This window comes from Mesorhizobium sp. WSM4817 (assembly GCF_055811135.1).
Map to the genome: position 1 here is coordinate 129,511 of NZ_JBVVQQ010000014.1, position 14,594 is coordinate 144,104.

The 14,594-nt window shown below is 62.5% G+C and carries 15 protein-coding genes and 1 pseudogene; 8 read left to right on the top strand and 8 right to left on the bottom strand.

Annotation, left to right across the window (positions count from 1 at the left end):
- Positions 1-12 precede the first annotated feature (12 nt).
- The 3 genes from gatB to AC0L2K_RS20090 all read left to right on the top strand — a co-directional run bounded on the left by gatB (position 13) and on the right by AC0L2K_RS20090 (position 2,713).
- A complete protein-coding gene (gatB, locus tag AC0L2K_RS20080; protein WP_287363247.1) occupies positions 13-1,512 on the top strand; it encodes an Asp-tRNA(Asn)/Glu-tRNA(Gln) amidotransferase subunit GatB in 1,500 nt (499 codons plus the stop codon).
- Positions 1,513-1,516: 4 nt separating this feature from the next.
- Positions 1,517-2,005 (top strand): GNAT family N-acetyltransferase, encoded by a 489-nt coding sequence (locus AC0L2K_RS20085; protein WP_128168559.1) that lies wholly within the window; start codon positions 1,517-1,519, stop codon positions 2,003-2,005.
- 255 nt (positions 2,006-2,260) lie between these two features.
- The gene (locus tag AC0L2K_RS20090; RefSeq protein WP_027154463.1) at positions 2,261-2,713 is read left to right on the top strand and encodes a phasin; all 453 of its coding nucleotides are present in this window, start codon (positions 2,261-2,263) and stop codon (positions 2,711-2,713) included.
- A 151-nt stretch (positions 2,714-2,864) separates the two neighbouring features.
- Here AC0L2K_RS20090 and panC read toward each other — a convergent pair whose 3' ends face one another.
- Both panC and panB read right to left on the bottom strand, forming a co-directional pair.
- Positions 2,865-3,716 carry a pantoate--beta-alanine ligase gene (gene panC / locus AC0L2K_RS20095; RefSeq protein ID WP_128168518.1) on the bottom strand — a complete coding sequence of 284 codons (852 nt, stop codon included), beginning with the start codon at positions 3,714-3,716 and terminating at the stop codon, positions 2,865-2,867.
- Positions 3,717-3,729: 13 nt separating this feature from the next.
- Entirely contained in the window at positions 3,730-4,572 is an 843-nt protein-coding gene (gene panB / locus AC0L2K_RS20100) for a 3-methyl-2-oxobutanoate hydroxymethyltransferase (protein WP_128173246.1), read from the bottom strand.
- A gap of 250 nt (positions 4,573-4,822) precedes the next feature.
- On the opposite strand from panB, the gene AC0L2K_RS20105 reads away from it, so the two are divergent.
- The 3 genes from AC0L2K_RS20105 to AC0L2K_RS20115 all read left to right on the top strand — a co-directional run bounded on the left by AC0L2K_RS20105 (position 4,823) and on the right by AC0L2K_RS20115 (position 6,676).
- A complete protein-coding gene (locus tag AC0L2K_RS20105) occupies positions 4,823-5,221 on the top strand; it encodes an NADH:ubiquinone oxidoreductase subunit NDUFA12 (protein WP_287363246.1) in 399 nt (132 codons plus the stop codon).
- 374 nt (positions 5,222-5,595) lie between these two features.
- Entirely contained in the window at positions 5,596-6,189 is a 594-nt protein-coding gene (locus AC0L2K_RS20110) for a DUF2155 domain-containing protein (RefSeq protein WP_473495175.1), read from the top strand.
- A 118-nt stretch (positions 6,190-6,307) separates the two neighbouring features.
- On the top strand, positions 6,308-6,676 hold the full coding sequence (locus tag AC0L2K_RS20115) for a hypothetical protein (protein WP_128173247.1): 369 nt from the start codon (positions 6,308-6,310) through the stop codon (positions 6,674-6,676).
- A 25-nt stretch (positions 6,677-6,701) separates the two neighbouring features.
- Here AC0L2K_RS20115 and aat read toward each other — a convergent pair whose 3' ends face one another.
- From aat to AC0L2K_RS20145, 6 genes are all read right to left on the bottom strand, one after another.
- Positions 6,702-7,319 (bottom strand): leucyl/phenylalanyl-tRNA--protein transferase, encoded by a 618-nt coding sequence (aat, locus tag AC0L2K_RS20120; RefSeq protein WP_027154458.1) that lies wholly within the window; start codon positions 7,317-7,319, stop codon positions 6,702-6,704.
- Between the two features lie 29 nt (positions 7,320-7,348).
- Positions 7,349-8,692, bottom strand: a complete 1,344-nt coding sequence (accC, locus tag AC0L2K_RS20125; protein ID WP_027154457.1) for an acetyl-CoA carboxylase biotin carboxylase subunit — start codon at positions 8,690-8,692, stop codon at positions 7,349-7,351.
- A 19-nt stretch (positions 8,693-8,711) separates the two neighbouring features.
- Positions 8,712-9,170, bottom strand: coding sequence for an acetyl-CoA carboxylase biotin carboxyl carrier protein (accB, locus tag AC0L2K_RS20130; RefSeq protein ID WP_023798158.1), 459 nt, complete (start codon positions 9,168-9,170; stop codon positions 8,712-8,714).
- A gap of 26 nt (positions 9,171-9,196) precedes the next feature.
- Complete coding sequence (gene aroQ, locus AC0L2K_RS20135; RefSeq protein ID WP_031254564.1) at positions 9,197-9,631, bottom strand: type II 3-dehydroquinate dehydratase; 435 nt, start codon at positions 9,629-9,631, stop codon at positions 9,197-9,199.
- A gap of 306 nt (positions 9,632-9,937) precedes the next feature.
- Positions 9,938-10,741 (bottom strand): DsbA family protein, encoded by an 804-nt coding sequence (locus tag AC0L2K_RS20140; protein WP_128168521.1) that lies wholly within the window; start codon positions 10,739-10,741, stop codon positions 9,938-9,940.
- A 118-nt stretch (positions 10,742-10,859) separates the two neighbouring features.
- Positions 10,860-12,254, bottom strand: a complete 1,395-nt coding sequence (locus tag AC0L2K_RS20145; RefSeq protein ID WP_023798155.1) for a M48 family metalloprotease — start codon at positions 12,252-12,254, stop codon at positions 10,860-10,862.
- 198 nt (positions 12,255-12,452) lie between these two features.
- Between AC0L2K_RS20145 and AC0L2K_RS20150 the strand changes: the two genes are divergently transcribed.
- A complete protein-coding gene (locus tag AC0L2K_RS20150) occupies positions 12,453-13,601 on the top strand; it encodes a pyridoxal phosphate-dependent aminotransferase (RefSeq protein WP_287363245.1) in 1,149 nt (382 codons plus the stop codon).
- 4 nt (positions 13,602-13,605) lie between these two features.
- A pseudogene (locus tag AC0L2K_RS20155) lies at positions 13,606-14,536 on the top strand (glutaminase).
- The last annotated feature ends 58 nt before the right edge of the window (positions 14,537-14,594 follow it).

Genomic DNA, 14,594 nt, shown 5'->3' on the forward strand with positions numbered 1-14,594 from the left:
GCGCAGGCCGCCATGACCCTCATCGACACCCGCACACCCGACGCCAAGCGCCTGATATCAGGCGCCACCGGCGACTGGGAGATCATCATCGGCCTCGAGGTCCATGCGCAGGTGACCTCGCAGGCAAAACTGTTCTCCGGCGCCTCGACGGCGTTCGGTGCGCCGCCAAACGCCAATGTCAGCCTTGTCGATGCGGCGATGCCGGGCATGCTGCCGGTCATCAACGAGGAATGCGTCAAGCAGGCGATCCGCACCGGCCTCGGGCTGAAGGCCGAGATCAACCACAAATCGGTCTTCGACCGGAAAAACTATTTTTATCCCGATCTGCCGCAGGGCTATCAGATTTCACAGTTCAAGCAGCCGATCGTCGGCGAGGGCAAGGTGATCGTCTCCGTCGGTCCCGACCGGCAGGGCGAGTTCGAGGACATCGAGGTCGGCATCGAGCGCCTGCATCTGGAGCAGGATGCCGGCAAGTCGATGCACGACCAGCATGCGACGATGTCCTATGTCGACCTCAACCGCTCCGGCGTGGCGCTGATGGAGATCGTCTCCAAGCCCGACATGCGATCCGCCGACGAGGCCAAGGCCTATGTCACCAAGCTGCGCACCATCGTGCGATATCTCGGCACTTGCGACGGCAACATGGACGAAGGCTCACTGCGCGCCGATGTCAACGTCTCGGTACGCCGGCCCGGCGGCGAATTCGGCACGCGCTGCGAGATCAAGAACGTCAACTCGATCCGCTTCATCGGCCAGGCCATCGACTACGAGGCGCGCCGCCAGATCGCCATCCTTGAGGACGGTGGCAGGATCGACCAGGAAACGCGGCTGTTCGATCCCAACAAGGGCGAGACCCGCTCGATGCGTTCCAAGGAAGAAGCGCACGACTACCGCTATTTCCCGGATCCCGACCTGTTGCCGCTGGAATTCGACCAGGCCTATGTCGATGCGCTGGCAAAGGATCTGCCTGAACTGCCCGACGCCAAGAAGGCGCGGCTGATCTCCTCGCTCGGCCTGTCGACTTACGACGCCTCGATCCTGGTGTCGGAAAAGGCGGTCGCCGACTATTTCGAGAAGATGGCCGCTGGTCGCGACGGCAAGCTTGCCGCCAACTGGGTCATCAACGATCTGCTCGGTGCCTTGAACAGAGCCGGCAAGGGTATTGAAAATGCTCCGGTTTCGCCCGATCAGCTCGGCGCGGTCATTGACCTGATAAAAGAGGGCACCATCTCCGGCAAGATCGCCAAGGATCTGTTCGAGATCGTCTGGAACGAAGGCGGCGATCCGCGCCAGCTGGTCGAAAGCCGCGGCATGAAACAGGTCACCGACACCGGCGCCATCGAAAAGGCGGTCGACGAGGTGATATCAGCCAATCCCGACAAGGTCGAGCAGGCGCGCGCCAAGCCGAGCATGGCCGGCTGGTTCGTCGGCCAGGTGATGAAGGCGACTGGCGGCAAGGCCAACCCGCAGGCCGTCAACGACCTCGTCAAGGCCAGGCTCGGGATCGAATAGGATGATGTTCGTTCGCACCGCTGGCGAGCGCGATCTTGCCGCGGTACGGGCGTTGCTGGTCGAAACGTGGCACGCCACCTACGACGCCATCTATGGTGCTGCCAAAGTCGCTGAGATAACAGATGAATGGCATTCGATCGCCTCGCTCAAGGCGCGGCTGACACGGCCGAACTCCGAATTCCTGGTCGCAGACGATGGCAACCGCATTGGCGGCATGGCGTTCGCCGCAGCCACCACGGATGCGAGGATCGTCATGCTGAACCAGCTCTACGTGCATCCGGCCTGCCAGAGGCAAGGGATCGGCCAGGCGCTGCTGGAAGAGGTCGAGGCCAGCTTTCCCGAGGCGCGGACGCTGCGTGTCGAAGTGGAAGAGGCAAATGCTCCCGCCGTCGCCTTCTATCGCTCGAAAGGGTTTTTGCCAGCCGGGAACACTGCTGACTGTGGCGGTGGCTCAGGGCTGCCGGCGCTGATTTTGGAAAAGGCGATCGAATAGATTTGCCTGGCCTGGCAGGTCGCAGTCAGTTGCGTTTTTACGGGGCTGCGCCGGCCGGTTGCGGGCTGAATTGCGGAATCGCGGTTCGCAAAAAACACGCCCGAAGGTAGAAATTCACCGGTGGCTAACGCTGAGGCAAAAAGCATGGTGCGACGCACAAAAATATTGCAATGCACTGCAGATGCCGTAACGTCAGGTTCTAGATGAACGAGACGGCCTTTCTACAAAGGTCGCCCACCGCAAAGGATGGAAACTATGACCAAGACCGCTGATAAAACTGCTGAAAACGTTGAGAATGCAGAAGTCCAGACCGAGGTAACCGATCAGTTCCGTGCTGTCGCCGAAAAGGGCGTCGAGCAATCGAAAGAAGCCTTATCGAAATTGGCGACCGGCGCCGAGGCGACCCAGAAGGCTCTCGAGTCATCCTTCGAAACAGCCAAGACCGCTAGCAATGAGCTGTCGCTGAAGACGATCGCCGCTTTGCGCGCAAATGTTGAGGCCAGCTTTTCTCACCTCGAAGCCCTGGTTACCGTGAAATCGCCCTCCGAGTTCGTCGAACTGCAGACAGACTTCTTGCGCAAGCAGGTGGAAAAGACGGTCGAGCAGAGCAAGGAGCTTCAGGCGGCGGCGACGAAAGCCGCCGAAGACGTATCCAAGCCGATCAAGGATGTCTACGAGAAGGCGATGAAGGATCTCAAGGTCGCCTGATTGGCCTTGATGCCTGATTGGCCCTAAGCATGTCGCGCAAAAGCACGCCCTCGGGCTTGAACCGAGGGTGCGAAGCGGTTTTGCAATAGCGACATGCATCAAAGCAACAACCTGAAGCGCGTCGCATGAATCCATCCAAACGGCACGCGCTTCAGGCGGAGGGAACTTCCACATTGTCGATCAGCCGGGTCTTGCCCAGCCAGGCGGCTGCGAGCAGGCGTCCGTCGCGGTTTGGCCGCCACGGGGCGAGCGTCAGGCTCTCGCGCGCCGCGACATAGTCGACTTTGTCGAAGCCGGCCTCGACCAGCGCGCGGCTGGCCTCGGCGGTCGCACTGCCTTCATCCGCGCCTGCCGCGAGTGCCGCCGCCGTTCGGCGCAAGATGGCGTTGAGCTGGCGCGCCACCGCGAGCTCGGTTTCGCCGAGATAGGCGTTGCGTGACGACATGGCGAGCCCGTGCGCGTCGCGTATTGTTGGCGCGCCGATGATGTCCACCGGCAGATCAAGATCGCTGCAGAGCTGCCTGACGACGCAAAGCTGCTGATAATCCTTTTCGCCAAAGACCGCGCAGTCGGGCGACGCCTGCAGGAAGAGCTTTGCCACGACGGTTGCGACGCCGTCGAAGAAGGTCGGCCGGAAATCCGATTCCAGCCCGGCGGCTGGCCCGCCGACCGAGATCCTGGTGGCGAAGCCGGCCGGGTACATCTGCGCCACACCAGGGGTGAAGGCAAGTTGTGCGCCGGCCTCGGCCAGCCGATCGAGGTCGCGGCCGAGCTGGCGCGGATATTTGTCGAGGTCTTCGCTCGGCGCGAACTGGGTTGGGTTGACGAAGATCGAGACAACGCAGCGATCGGCCTTCTCCAGCGCGATCCTGATCAGCGAGATATGGCCGTCATGCAGCGCACCCATGGTCGGCACCATGGCAAGGCTAAGGCCATCGCGACGCCAGTCGCGGATTTGCGCGCGAAGGGCGGCGACGCTGTCGACGACGAGAGGTCGGCTCATGCTTCGCCCCGGCTCATGCTTCGCTCTTGTCGGCTGCGGCCGAAAAAACGTGGCTCGGGCCGGGGAATGTCCGGCTGCGCACCTCCGCTGCATAGCTGGCTGCCGCCTGCGATATGACGCTGCGCAGGTCGGCATATTGCTTGACGAATTTCGGTACCCGGTCGACGGTCAGGCCGACCATGTCGTCGATGACCAGGATCTGGCCGTCGCACTCGCCGCTGGCGCCGATGCCGATGGTTGGAATGGAAATGTGCCGGGTGATATCGGCGGCGACGGTCTCGACGGTGCCTTCGATGACCACCGAAAACGCGCCGGCTTTTTCGACCGCCTCGGCGTCGCGATAAAGCGCAGCCACATTCTCGTCGGTCCGGCCCTTGATCCTGTAGCCGCCGTCGCTTTCCACCGATTGCGGCTGCAAGCCGATATGTCCCATGACCGGAATGCCGGCAGCGACAATCGCCGCAATCTGTCGGGCAACTGTGACGCCACCCTCCAGCTTGACGGCTTGGCAACCGGTTTCGCCGACAATCCGCCGCGCCGAGGCGACGGCTTGGCGCGCCGTCGCCTCATAGCTTCCGGCCGGCATGTCGACCACCACGCAGGCCTTGGCTGACCCTCGCATCACCGCTTGACCGTGGGCGATCATCATCTCCAGCGAGGCGCCCAGCGTGGTCTTGTGGCCATGGAGAACCATGGCCACGCTGTCGCCGACCAGAAGCAGGTCGACATGATCGTCGAGCAGGCGAGCGATGGGGTAGGTATAGGCGGTGAGGCAGACGATCGGCTCGCCGCCCTTGCGTAGGCGAATGGAGCTGGCACTGATCCGCGGATCGGCGCCGGATGCGTCTGGGGCCATCATTCCCTCCCTCAACCGTCAATCAGGCTGGTTCCTGCATGCGGCGCGCTGAGCTTTAGAAAGACCCGGCAGCCTTGGCAAGGCATGCCTCGAAAGGACGCGAAAGGCTTGCCACTGTCCGTCGGTTTTCCGACGGCCATTTGCGTGGCTCGTGCTGCAAAACCCTTGCCTTGGCGACGGCCTGACGCCATAAGCAGGAAACAGGCGCCGCCGCTGTCGCCACCGCGGGGATTTGCCACAGGGATTTTGGATGAAGACTTTCCTTCTGCAGTTTTTCACCTGGTGGAACAGCCAGACGCTGGGCACGCGCTTCTATACCTGGCGGCATGGCAAGAAAGTCGGGCAGGACGAGGCTGGCAACGTCTACTACGAGGGTGGTGTCGATTCGGAAGGCCGCACCCGCCGCTGGGTCATCTATCGCGACTATTCGGAAGCCTCGATGATTCCGCCCGGATGGCATGGCTGGATGCATCACCGCGTCGATGTCCCGCCGACGAGCGACACCTACAAGCCACGCGACTGGCAGAAGCCGCATCAGCCGAACCTCACCGGAAGTGCCGCGGCCTATCGCCCCAAGGGCTCCATACTCAGCAATCAGCACCGCCCGCAGGTGACCGGCGATTACGACGCCTGGACGCCGGGGTCGTAAGAGACTGTTTCGAAATTCGCTCTGGCGAGTCATATGGTGGTGGTTTCGAGAACCGGCGCGGAGCGGACATTTGGGTCCGTGAGCCCGCGCATGACCCCGAAAATCCGAAAGATTTTCGGAAAGGTTCATGCGCAAAACCAAAAGTGCTACAGCGTCCTTTGCGCGTCCAAAGGACGCGCGGCGCTGTAGGTAAGCGCAGAAAACGCCGTCAGATGGCCGCCAGAGTAGAGTTTCCAAACGGTCTCTAACCGCTCGCCAAGGGCGGATCGATCCTTTATCGCCACAATTGGCGTTTAGCTGCTTGTCGATCTGACAGCAGCGACTAGCCTTGGGCGCGACAGAATCACCCCGGGCGCAAACCACCGGATCCCTGCATGAGCATTTTCAGCCGAATTTCGATGGGCGGACTGACGACGGCCGCCGCTTTTGTCGCTTGCGCCATGGCCGCCGCTCAGACGCTGGAGGCGCCAGTGGACCCGGGGGCGCCGACGGAATTTGAGGCGCCAGTGGACCCGGGGGCGCCGACGGAATTTGAGGCGCCAGTGGACCCGGATGCGCCAATGGAACCGGATGCGACAGTGGAACCGGATGCGACAGTGGCGCCGGCGGCACCGGCCGCACCACAACGCATCACCAATCCTGTCGCCGAATTCGCCGGCATCGACAAGATCACCGGCCGCATCATCACGTTCGATGTCTATATCGACGAAACGGTGCAGTTCGGCGCTTTGCAGGTGACGCCGCGCATCTGCTATTCGCAGCCGCAAACCGAAGAGCCGAAGACCGATTCTTTCGTCGAGGTCGACGAGATCACGCTGGATCGCAAGATCCGCCGTATCTTCACCGGCTGGATGTTTGCCGAAAGCCCCGGCCTCAACGCCGTCGAGCACGCCGTCTACGACGTCTGGCTGAAGGGCTGCAAGCAGAAGTCGGAGGTGCCGGCACCCGACGCGGCCAAAACCAATTAGCCAGACCAGTTATAATCCCTGGCGTGCGGGATCGCCCGTTCGCAATCACTTACTGAGCCTTCCGGAACCGCCTTATTCTCCGTGCGTTGGTCATGGCTGGCGTTACGGAGATGTTCCCATGATGGCCAACAAGAACGAACTCCTCGATCTCGAAAAAGGGTTCTGGACCGGCGACGCTGCCTATTTCAAAGCCAATGCCGACACCAAATGCCTGGTGGCTTTCCCACAGATGGCGCAAACGATGAGCAACGCCGATCTGGCCGAAACCGCGACGGACCCAAATCGCTGGCGCGATCTCGACATCGACCTCAAGGGCATCATCGAGCCGGGCAGCGACATTGTCATGCTTACCTACGAGGCCCATGCCACGCGCGAGAATGGCGAGCCTTATGCGGCGCTGGTCAGCACCGGCTATGTCCATCGCGTCAATGGCTGGAAGATGATGTTCCACGCGCAGACGCCGCTTGAGCCTGCCGCAAAAACCTGACCAAAAACCCGACCTTTGGCTCAGATCATGGGAAAAAGACCGCTTCGCCCTTCAGCGCGTCAGCCAGCATCTTTTCATACTTGCCCCTTGGCACGTCGACCGCGCCGAAGCGTTTGAGGTGCTCGGTGGTGAACTGCGTGTCGAGCAACGCAAAGCGCCGTTCCTTCAGGCGTTCGACCAGGTGCACCAGGCAGACCTTCGACGCGTCCGTTTCCCTGGCGAACATGCTTTCGCCGAAGAACACCCGGCCGAGAGACACGCCGTAGAGGCCGCCAACCAGCCGACCCTCGCGCCAGGCTTCGACCGAATGGCAATGGCCCATCCGATGGAGTTCGACATAGGCCTCGCGGATCGGCGCATTGATCCAGGTCGACCGCCGTTCCTCGCGCCTCTCGGCGCAGCCGTCGATGGTCGCCTCGAAATCAAAATCGAAACGGATATCGAACAGGTTTTTCCGGATCGCCTTCCTCAGGCTTTTGGGCGTGTGAAATCCGTCCAGCGGGATGATGCCGCGCGTCTCCGGCCGCACCCAGAACACTTCCGGATCGGTAGCGCTTTCGGCCATCGGAAAGACCCCCGAGGCGTAGGCCTTGAGCAACAGGTCGGTCGGGATGCGATAGCCTGGCGCGTAGGGACGGGTCATCGCGTCATTATATTCTATAAGTTCACGTCCTAATCCTCATCGGCCAGATATTTTTCTAGCCAGTGGATGTCATACTCGCCATTGGCGATATCGGCATTGCCGACGAGATCGCGAAACAGCGGCAGCGTCGTCTTGATGCCGTCGACGACGAATTCGTCGAGCGCCCGCCGCAGCCGCATCATGCATTCGACGCGATTGCGGCCGTGCACGATCAGCTTGCCGATCAAACTGTCGTAGTAGGGCGGGATCTTGTAGCCGGAATAGACGCCGGAATCGACACGGATGCCGAGGCCGCCCGGCGTGTGGAAGTGGGTGATCGTGCCGGGCGAGGGGGTGAAGGTGCGCGGATCCTCGGCATTGATGCGGCATTCGATGGCGTGGCCCTGAAAGCGGATCTCTTCCTGGCGCATGGAAAGCCCGCCGCCCGAGGCGACGCGGATCTGCTCGTGCACGAGGTCGATGCCGGTGATTGCCTCAGTCACCGGATGCTCGACCTGCAGGCGCGTGTTCATCTCGATGAAGTAGAACTCGCCGTTCTCATAGAGGAATTCGATGGTGCCGGCGCCGGAGTAGCCGAGATCGGCAATCGCCCTGGCACAGACGCCGCCGATATGTGCGCGCTCCTCGGCATTGAGCGCCGGCGAGGGCGCCTCTTCCCAGACCTTCTGGTGGCGGCGCTGCAGCGAACAGTCGCGTTCGCCGAAATGCACGCCGCGGCCGGCACCGTCGCCGAACACCTGGACCTCGATGTGGCGCGGCTTTTCGAGATACTTCTCGATGTAGACGGCGTCGTCGCCGAATGCGGCACCGGCTTCCGAGCGCGCCGTCTGCAGTGCGACCACAAGATCGGCTTCGCTGCGCGCCACCTTCATGCCGCGCCCGCCGCCGCCGGCCGACGCCTTGATGATCACGGGGTAGCCGATCTCGGCGGCGATGCGTCTGGCTTCCTTTTCCTCGGTGACCGCCCCGTCGGAGCCCGGCACCACCGGAATGCCGAGGCGCTTTGCGGTGCGCTTGGCCTCGATCTTGTCGCCCATGATGCGGATGTGATCGCCGGACGGGCCGATGAACGTGATGTTGTGCGCGGCGAGGATATCGGCGAATTTGGCATTCTCCGACAGGAATCCGTAGCCCGGATGCACTGCGTCGGCGCCGGTGATCTCGCACGCCGCGACGATCTGGTGGATGTTGAGATAGCTGTCGCGCGACGGCGGTGGGCCGATGCAGACGCTCTCGTCGGCGAGCCGCACATGCATGGCGTCGGCGTCGGCGGTGGAATGCACCACCACCGTCTGGATGCCGAGCTCCTTGCAGGCGCGCAACACCCTCAGAGCGATTTCGCCGCGATTGGCGATGAGGATTTTCTGGAACATTTTTCGGCTGTTCCCGGCTCTACTCGATCACGACGAGCGGCATGCCGTATTCGACCGGCTGCGCATCCTCGAACAGGATCGCCGTCACCGTTCCGGCACGCGGCGAGGGGATCTGGTTCATCGTCTTCATCGCCTCGATGATCAGCAGCGTCTGGCCTTCCTTGACCTGTTGGCCGACTTCGATGAACGCCTTGGCGTCGGGCGATGGCGCCAGGTAGGCGGTGCCGACCATCGGCGAGGCCACTGCGTTCTTGGACACGTCGGCCGCTGCCGGGGCGGCTGCGCCAGCCGGCTGCGCTGCCGGCGGCGCATAGGCGGGCTGCGCTGCGGCGACCGCATGGACGGCCGGCGCCTGTCGCGACACACGCACCTTCAAGTCGCCCAGCTCGACCTCGATCTCGGTGAGGTTGGTGTCGTTCAGTATGCCCGCCAGATCGCGGATAAGCTGCTGGTCAACACCATTCTTTTTTATCGACATTTTCGAGCCTTCTGTTTGTTGGCCGGTCATAGGCGTGCGGCCAGCGCCTGCAGCGCCAGTGTGTAGCCGAGCGGCCCGAACCCGCAGATCACGCCGACGGCGACCGGCGAGACCATGGAGACGTGGCGGAATGATTCCCGCGCATGGATGTTGGAAAGATGAACTTCGGCGACGGGCAATGGCGCGACGGAGCGGATGGCGTCGTGAATGGCGATCGAGGTGTGGCTGTAGGCGCCCGGATTGATGACGATGCCGACAGCCTTGTCGGCGGCTTCCTGTATCCAGTCGACGAGGTCGCCCTCATGGTTCGACTGACGGAAATCGATCTCGAGCCCAAGTGCCGCACCTGCCTGCTTGCAATCGTCGGCGATCGCGGCCAGCGTCTTGCCGCCATAGATGCCGGGCTCGCGTTTGCCGAGCGCGTTGAGGTTGGGACCGTTCAGGACGAAAACCGTTTTCAAAATGCCGACCTTTCCCGGTGTGGTTTCGAATCCGAAATTCGCAATACCTTGGAGCAGCGCTTTGAACGAATTTCGGCTTCAAAGCCACACTGGCAATTTATACATTTCTGATGTGGTGGATTTAAAGTTCCTGAACGCTGACGCCGCCAAAGCAGCAGGAACTTCAAATCCACCACATCAGCGCCGGCATCAGTCGGCGCACCGGGCCTCTATAATGGGCTTAGACGCCTGCGAAAAGAGCGCAAGTGGGTTCTTTCGCTGTCCACAACAGGCGGAAAATGGCTTGCGCCGAAAGCCAGCCGCCGATCAGAGTGCGGCCTTGGCCGCTTCGATCTTCTCCGCCAGCACGTCCTGGCCGAGCGCACCGAACACCACCTCGTTGCCGACCACATAGGAAGGCGTTCCGGTGATGGCCAGCTTGTTGGCAAGATCATAGGTCTTGGAGAGGGCCTCGGCGATCGACGGATCCTTCATCTTCTCGCGCAGCGTCGCTTCGTCGGCGCCGAGCGAAAGCGCTACCTTGATGGCCGCCGCTTCGGTGGCGCGTCCCTGGGCGCCGAGCAGCGCGTTGTGGAACTCGCCGTATTTCTCCGGCATCATCAGGTGGAAGGCCATCGAGACGACGCTTGCCTTCTGCGAATCCGGGCCGAGGATCGGGAACTCCTTGAGCACGAAGCGCAGATCCGGATCGGCTGTCGTCAGCGTCTGCATGTCCTCCATGGCGCGTTTGCAGTAGCCGCAATTGTAGTCGTAGAATTCGACGATGGTGACCTTGCCGTTCGGATTGCCGACGACGCCGTCGAAGGCCGAGTTGAAGATCTGGTCCTTGGCATCCTTGATGACGTCGAGACTGGCGACGCGCTGCGCCTCCTTCTGCTTGGCCTCGAGCGCCTCCTGAGCTTCCAGCAGCACTTCCGGGTTCTTCAGCAGATAGTCGCGGATGATGCCTTCGACTTCAGCCCGGTCGATCTTGGTGTCGGCGGAGGCTGCCTGGGCGATCTGCGCGGCATCGGCCTTTGCCGTCTGCGGACTTCCGGTCACGAACCCGAAACCCAGCATGGCGAGAGCGACCGCCACGCCCGTGGTGCCCAGCAGAATTGCCTTTTTCATCATCCTGATCCTCTTGCCTGGTTTCCGGCCGGGTTGTCCGACCCGATTGGCCCGACTACCCGATTGGTTCGACTACCCGATTGGTCCAACCACTTGTCGCCGCGCACGGCCGGAAGGTTCACTTTTTCTTGCCTGATGGTGCGTAGTTTATGATGTCCTGCGCGCGGATCCAGCCCGGCTCGCCACGCTTCATTTTCATCTGCGCGCGCATTGCGAAGATCTTGGCATCCTTGTAGGCGCCGGAATAGAAATGGCCTTCGGCGGTCGCAAGGTCGGCGGCCGGAATGTTGCCAAGCTCGCCATAGGCCTGCGCAAGATGGCGGTAACCGACGGCGTTTTCTCGGTCGCGCGCGAGACCCTTGTTGATCTGCACCACCGCTTTCTCCAGGGAATCGGGCGTGCCGACTGCCATCAGCGCCTGGCCGTAGGAAACCGGCAGCAGCCCGGATCGCGCTGGGTCGAGGCTGACCGCCTTGGCATAGGCTTCCGCGGCAGCCTTCGGTTTGTTCGCCTTCATCAGGATGTCGCCGCGCAATTCCTGGAAATAGGGGTTCTTCGGCTGTGCCTTGATCAGCGCGTTGGTCTTGGCAAGCGCCCCGGCCAGATTGCCGAAAAGATAGCTCGTCTGCGCGTCGCCATATTGCGAGGCGAGGCTGCCCGGCATCTTGCGCATCAGCCGCGATGCGGCGGCCTGACCTCCCATATAGGCGGCGATCTTGATGCGCATCATGTCGTGCCGCTGCTGCAGCGCCGGCGGATCGACCTTTTCGACGTAGGGGCTTTTTTTGACCAGGACTTCGAGGTTGGCGATGCGTTCGCGCGGCAGCGGATGGCTGATCCGGTAGGGGTCGACCTGCGCCCCCGACAGCGAAAGTGCGCTCTGAAAGCGGCCGAAGGTCTTCAGCATGCCCAGGCCGGATTGGCCGGTGGCATTGAGATAGGTTATCGCCGAGCGGTCGGCGGTCATCTCTTCGGTGCGCTGATAAGCGAGGATACTGCGCTGCGCCATCTCGCCACCGCCAGCGGCAACCCCCATGCCGGCGCCGGCCAGGCCCCGGCTCTTGCTGGTGGCGCCGGCAACGATGGCACCGGCGCCAAGCAGCGTCGCGATGATGGCCATCGTCTTGGCGCGTTCGAGCTGGTTGCGCAATTTTTGCTGGTGGCCGCCGGCGATGTGGCCGGCTTCATGGGCGATGACGCCGATGATCTCGTTGGGCGTCTCCGCCGACATCAGGGCGCCGGTGTTGATGAACAGGCGGGACCCGGCAACGAAGGCGTTGAAACTCTGGTCATTGACCAGCACGATGTCGACGCCGTCTTCCGGCAGGCCCGCGGCCCTGAAGATCGGCCGCGCATAGGCGCGCACCAGCGCCTCGATCTCGGCATCGCGCACCACCGGCACGTTTTGCGCAAAAGCGCTGACGGTGCTGCTCACAGCGACCGTCGCGGCAAGCGAAAGCGTCGCGAAGGCGCGCGCTGCCCTGGCTATCGTCGATTTGGGTCGGCTCAACATGGCAGGTCCACTGGTAGACGAGCGGGTGAAGGATGAAAAGTCGGCACTGAAACTTTTACTGAACTTGTGATCCTCACATCAATCGGGCATTTGTGCGGCGCGGGACGCCAAAGCTCGGCGCCGGCAGCCGGCAAGCGCCGGCCCGAGGGCCGATCTCAAAGGGCCGACCCAAAGGGCCAACAAGGAAAATGAAGTCAAATGGTTGTATCGCTTTCGCGTCGCGGCGACGTCGAGCCGTTCCACGCCATGGACGTTCTGGCGGAAGCGAATCGGCTGAAGGCCAGGGGCGTGCCGGTCGTTTCCATGGCCGTTGGCCAGCCGTCCGATCCGGCGCCGGCCGGAGTCAGGCAAGCGGCGACGAACGCATTGAAGATGGGGCGCATCGGCTACACCGACGCATTGGGTCTTGCGGGCCTGCGCGAGGCTATCGCCCAGCACTATGCCGACCACTACGGGCTGGCCGTTTCACCCGGCCGGATCGCCGTCACCACCGGATCGTCGGCCGCCTTCAACCTGGCATTTCTGGCGATGTTCGATCCAGGCGACCGTGTCGCCATCGCCGCACCCGGTTATCCGGCCTATCGCAACATCACGGCCGCGCTCGGCATCGAGATCGTCGAGATCGAGCTCGACGGTGATGCCTATCTCCACGCCGAACATCTGAAGGCTGCGCATCGCGAAAAGAATCTGAAGGGCGTGTTGTTTGCCAGCCCCGCCAATCCGACCGGGGCGATTATCCCCGCCGACGAGCTGTCGGCGCTGGTGACGACGGCACAAGAGCTCGGCATCGCCGTGATCTCCGACGAGATCTACCACCGGCTGGCTTACGCTGCGCCGGACAGCACAGCACTTGCCTGCGGCCCTGACGTGACGGTGATCAATTCCTTCTCGAAATACTACTGCATGACCGGTTGGCGCATCGGCTGGATGGTGCTGCCGGAACCATTGGTGCGGCCGGTCGAGCGCATCGCCCAGAGTCTCTACATCTCACCGCCGGAACTGTCCCAGATCGCCGCGATCGAGGCGTTCAAGGCAACCGCGGAATTGGAAGCTGTGAAGGCGCGCTACGCGGGCAATCGCGAGCTTTTGATGAAACGCCTGCCCGAACTCGGCTTTACCCTGGCGGCACCGATGGACGGGGCGTTCTACGCCTTCTGCAATGTCACCAGGCACACCAACGACAGCATGGCCTTCGCGCGCAAGATGCTGGCCGAGGCGCATGTGGCGGCGACGCCCGGCCGCGATTTCGATCCGCTTCAAGGCCATCGAGCCATGCGCTTTTCCTACGCCGGCAGCCACGACGAGATGGTCGAGGCGATGATGCGCATCGAGCGCTGGCTGAGATAGCGTGATGCCGGACCTCGAGCAGGCTTTGACCGAGATTGCCGCCGAAATGGCCGAGCGCACGGATCGCGGCGACGTCGCGACCTACATACCGCAGCTCGGCAAGGTCGATCCGAAAAAGTTCGGCATTGCCGCGGTGACCAATGACGGTCGCGTGCTGATGGCGGGCGACGCCGATGAGCCGTTTTCGATCCAGAGCATTTCGAAGGTGTTCACGCTGACACTGGCGCTCGGCAATGTCGGCGACGCGCTGTGGCAGCGTGTCGGGCGCGAGCCTTCGGGCAACCCGTTCAACTCGATCGTCCAGCTCGAGCACGAAAACGGCATTCCGCGCAATCCGTTCATCAATGCCGGCGCCATCGTCATTTCCGACATTCTGCTCGCCGGTCACCAGCCGCGCGAGGCGATCGGCGAGATCCTGCGCTTCATCCAGTTCCTGGCCGACGACGAGACCATCATCATCGACCGCGAGGTCGCGGCTTCGGAACGAGCCACCGGTTTTCGCAACTTGGCGCTCGCCAACTACATGAAGTCCTTCGGCAATCTCAGCCACGCGCCGGATCTGGGCGCTGGGCGTCTATTTCCACCATTGCGCCATCGCGATGAGCTGCCGGCAACTGGCTCTGGCCGGCCGCTTCCTCGCCAATGGCGGCAAGAACCCGGCGACTGGCCATTCCGTGGTGTCGGCCGAGCGCGCGCGCCGCATCGGCGCGATGATGCTGACCTGCGGCCACTATGACGGCTCCGGCGATTTCGCCTTCCGCGTCGGCATCCCCGGCAAGAGCGGCGTCGGCGGCGGCATTTTGGCGATCGTCCCGGGCGTGGCCTCGCTCGCCGTCTGGTCGCCCGGCCTCAACGCCAACGGCAATTCCAGGCTGGGTTCGATTGCGCTGGAAAGGCTGGCGAAGATGATGAACTGGTCGGCCTTTGCGCCATAGAGATTTGGGGGCGCCATAGAGATTTGCCCGCTTCAGACAAGAAAATCCCGCGCTGTCG

Excerpts from the sequence above, each read along its gene's own strand:
- gatB (WP_287363247.1), top strand. The coding sequence starts at position 13 with ATGACCCTCATCGACACCCGCACACCCGACGCCAAGCGCCTGATATCA.
- AC0L2K_RS20085 (WP_128168559.1), top strand. The coding sequence starts at position 1,517 with ATGTTCGTTCGCACCGCTGGCGAGCGCGATCTTGCCGCGGTACGGGCG.
- AC0L2K_RS20090 (WP_027154463.1), top strand. The coding sequence starts at position 2,261 with ATGACCAAGACCGCTGATAAAACTGCTGAAAACGTTGAGAATGCAGAA.
- panC (WP_128168518.1), bottom strand. The coding sequence starts at position 3,716 with ATGAGCCGACCTCTCGTCGTCGACAGCGTCGCCGCCCTTCGCGCGCAA.
- panB (WP_128173246.1), bottom strand. The coding sequence starts at position 4,572 with ATGGCCCCAGACGCATCCGGCGCCGATCCGCGGATCAGTGCCAGCTCC.
- AC0L2K_RS20105 (WP_287363246.1), top strand. The coding sequence starts at position 4,823 with ATGAAGACTTTCCTTCTGCAGTTTTTCACCTGGTGGAACAGCCAGACG.
- AC0L2K_RS20110 (WP_473495175.1), top strand. The coding sequence starts at position 5,596 with ATGAGCATTTTCAGCCGAATTTCGATGGGCGGACTGACGACGGCCGCC.
- AC0L2K_RS20115 (WP_128173247.1), top strand. The coding sequence starts at position 6,308 with ATGATGGCCAACAAGAACGAACTCCTCGATCTCGAAAAAGGGTTCTGG.
- aat (WP_027154458.1), bottom strand. The coding sequence starts at position 7,319 with ATGACCCGTCCCTACGCGCCAGGCTATCGCATCCCGACCGACCTGTTG.
- accC (WP_027154457.1), bottom strand. The coding sequence starts at position 8,692 with ATGTTCCAGAAAATCCTCATCGCCAATCGCGGCGAAATCGCTCTGAGG.
- accB (WP_023798158.1), bottom strand. The coding sequence starts at position 9,170 with ATGTCGATAAAAAAGAATGGTGTTGACCAGCAGCTTATCCGCGATCTG.
- AC0L2K_RS20140 (WP_128168521.1), bottom strand. The coding sequence starts at position 10,741 with ATGAAAAAGGCAATTCTGCTGGGCACCACGGGCGTGGCGGTCGCTCTC.
- AC0L2K_RS20145 (WP_023798155.1), bottom strand. The coding sequence starts at position 12,254 with ATGTTGAGCCGACCCAAATCGACGATAGCCAGGGCAGCGCGCGCCTTC.
- AC0L2K_RS20150 (WP_287363245.1), top strand. The coding sequence starts at position 12,453 with ATGGTTGTATCGCTTTCGCGTCGCGGCGACGTCGAGCCGTTCCACGCC.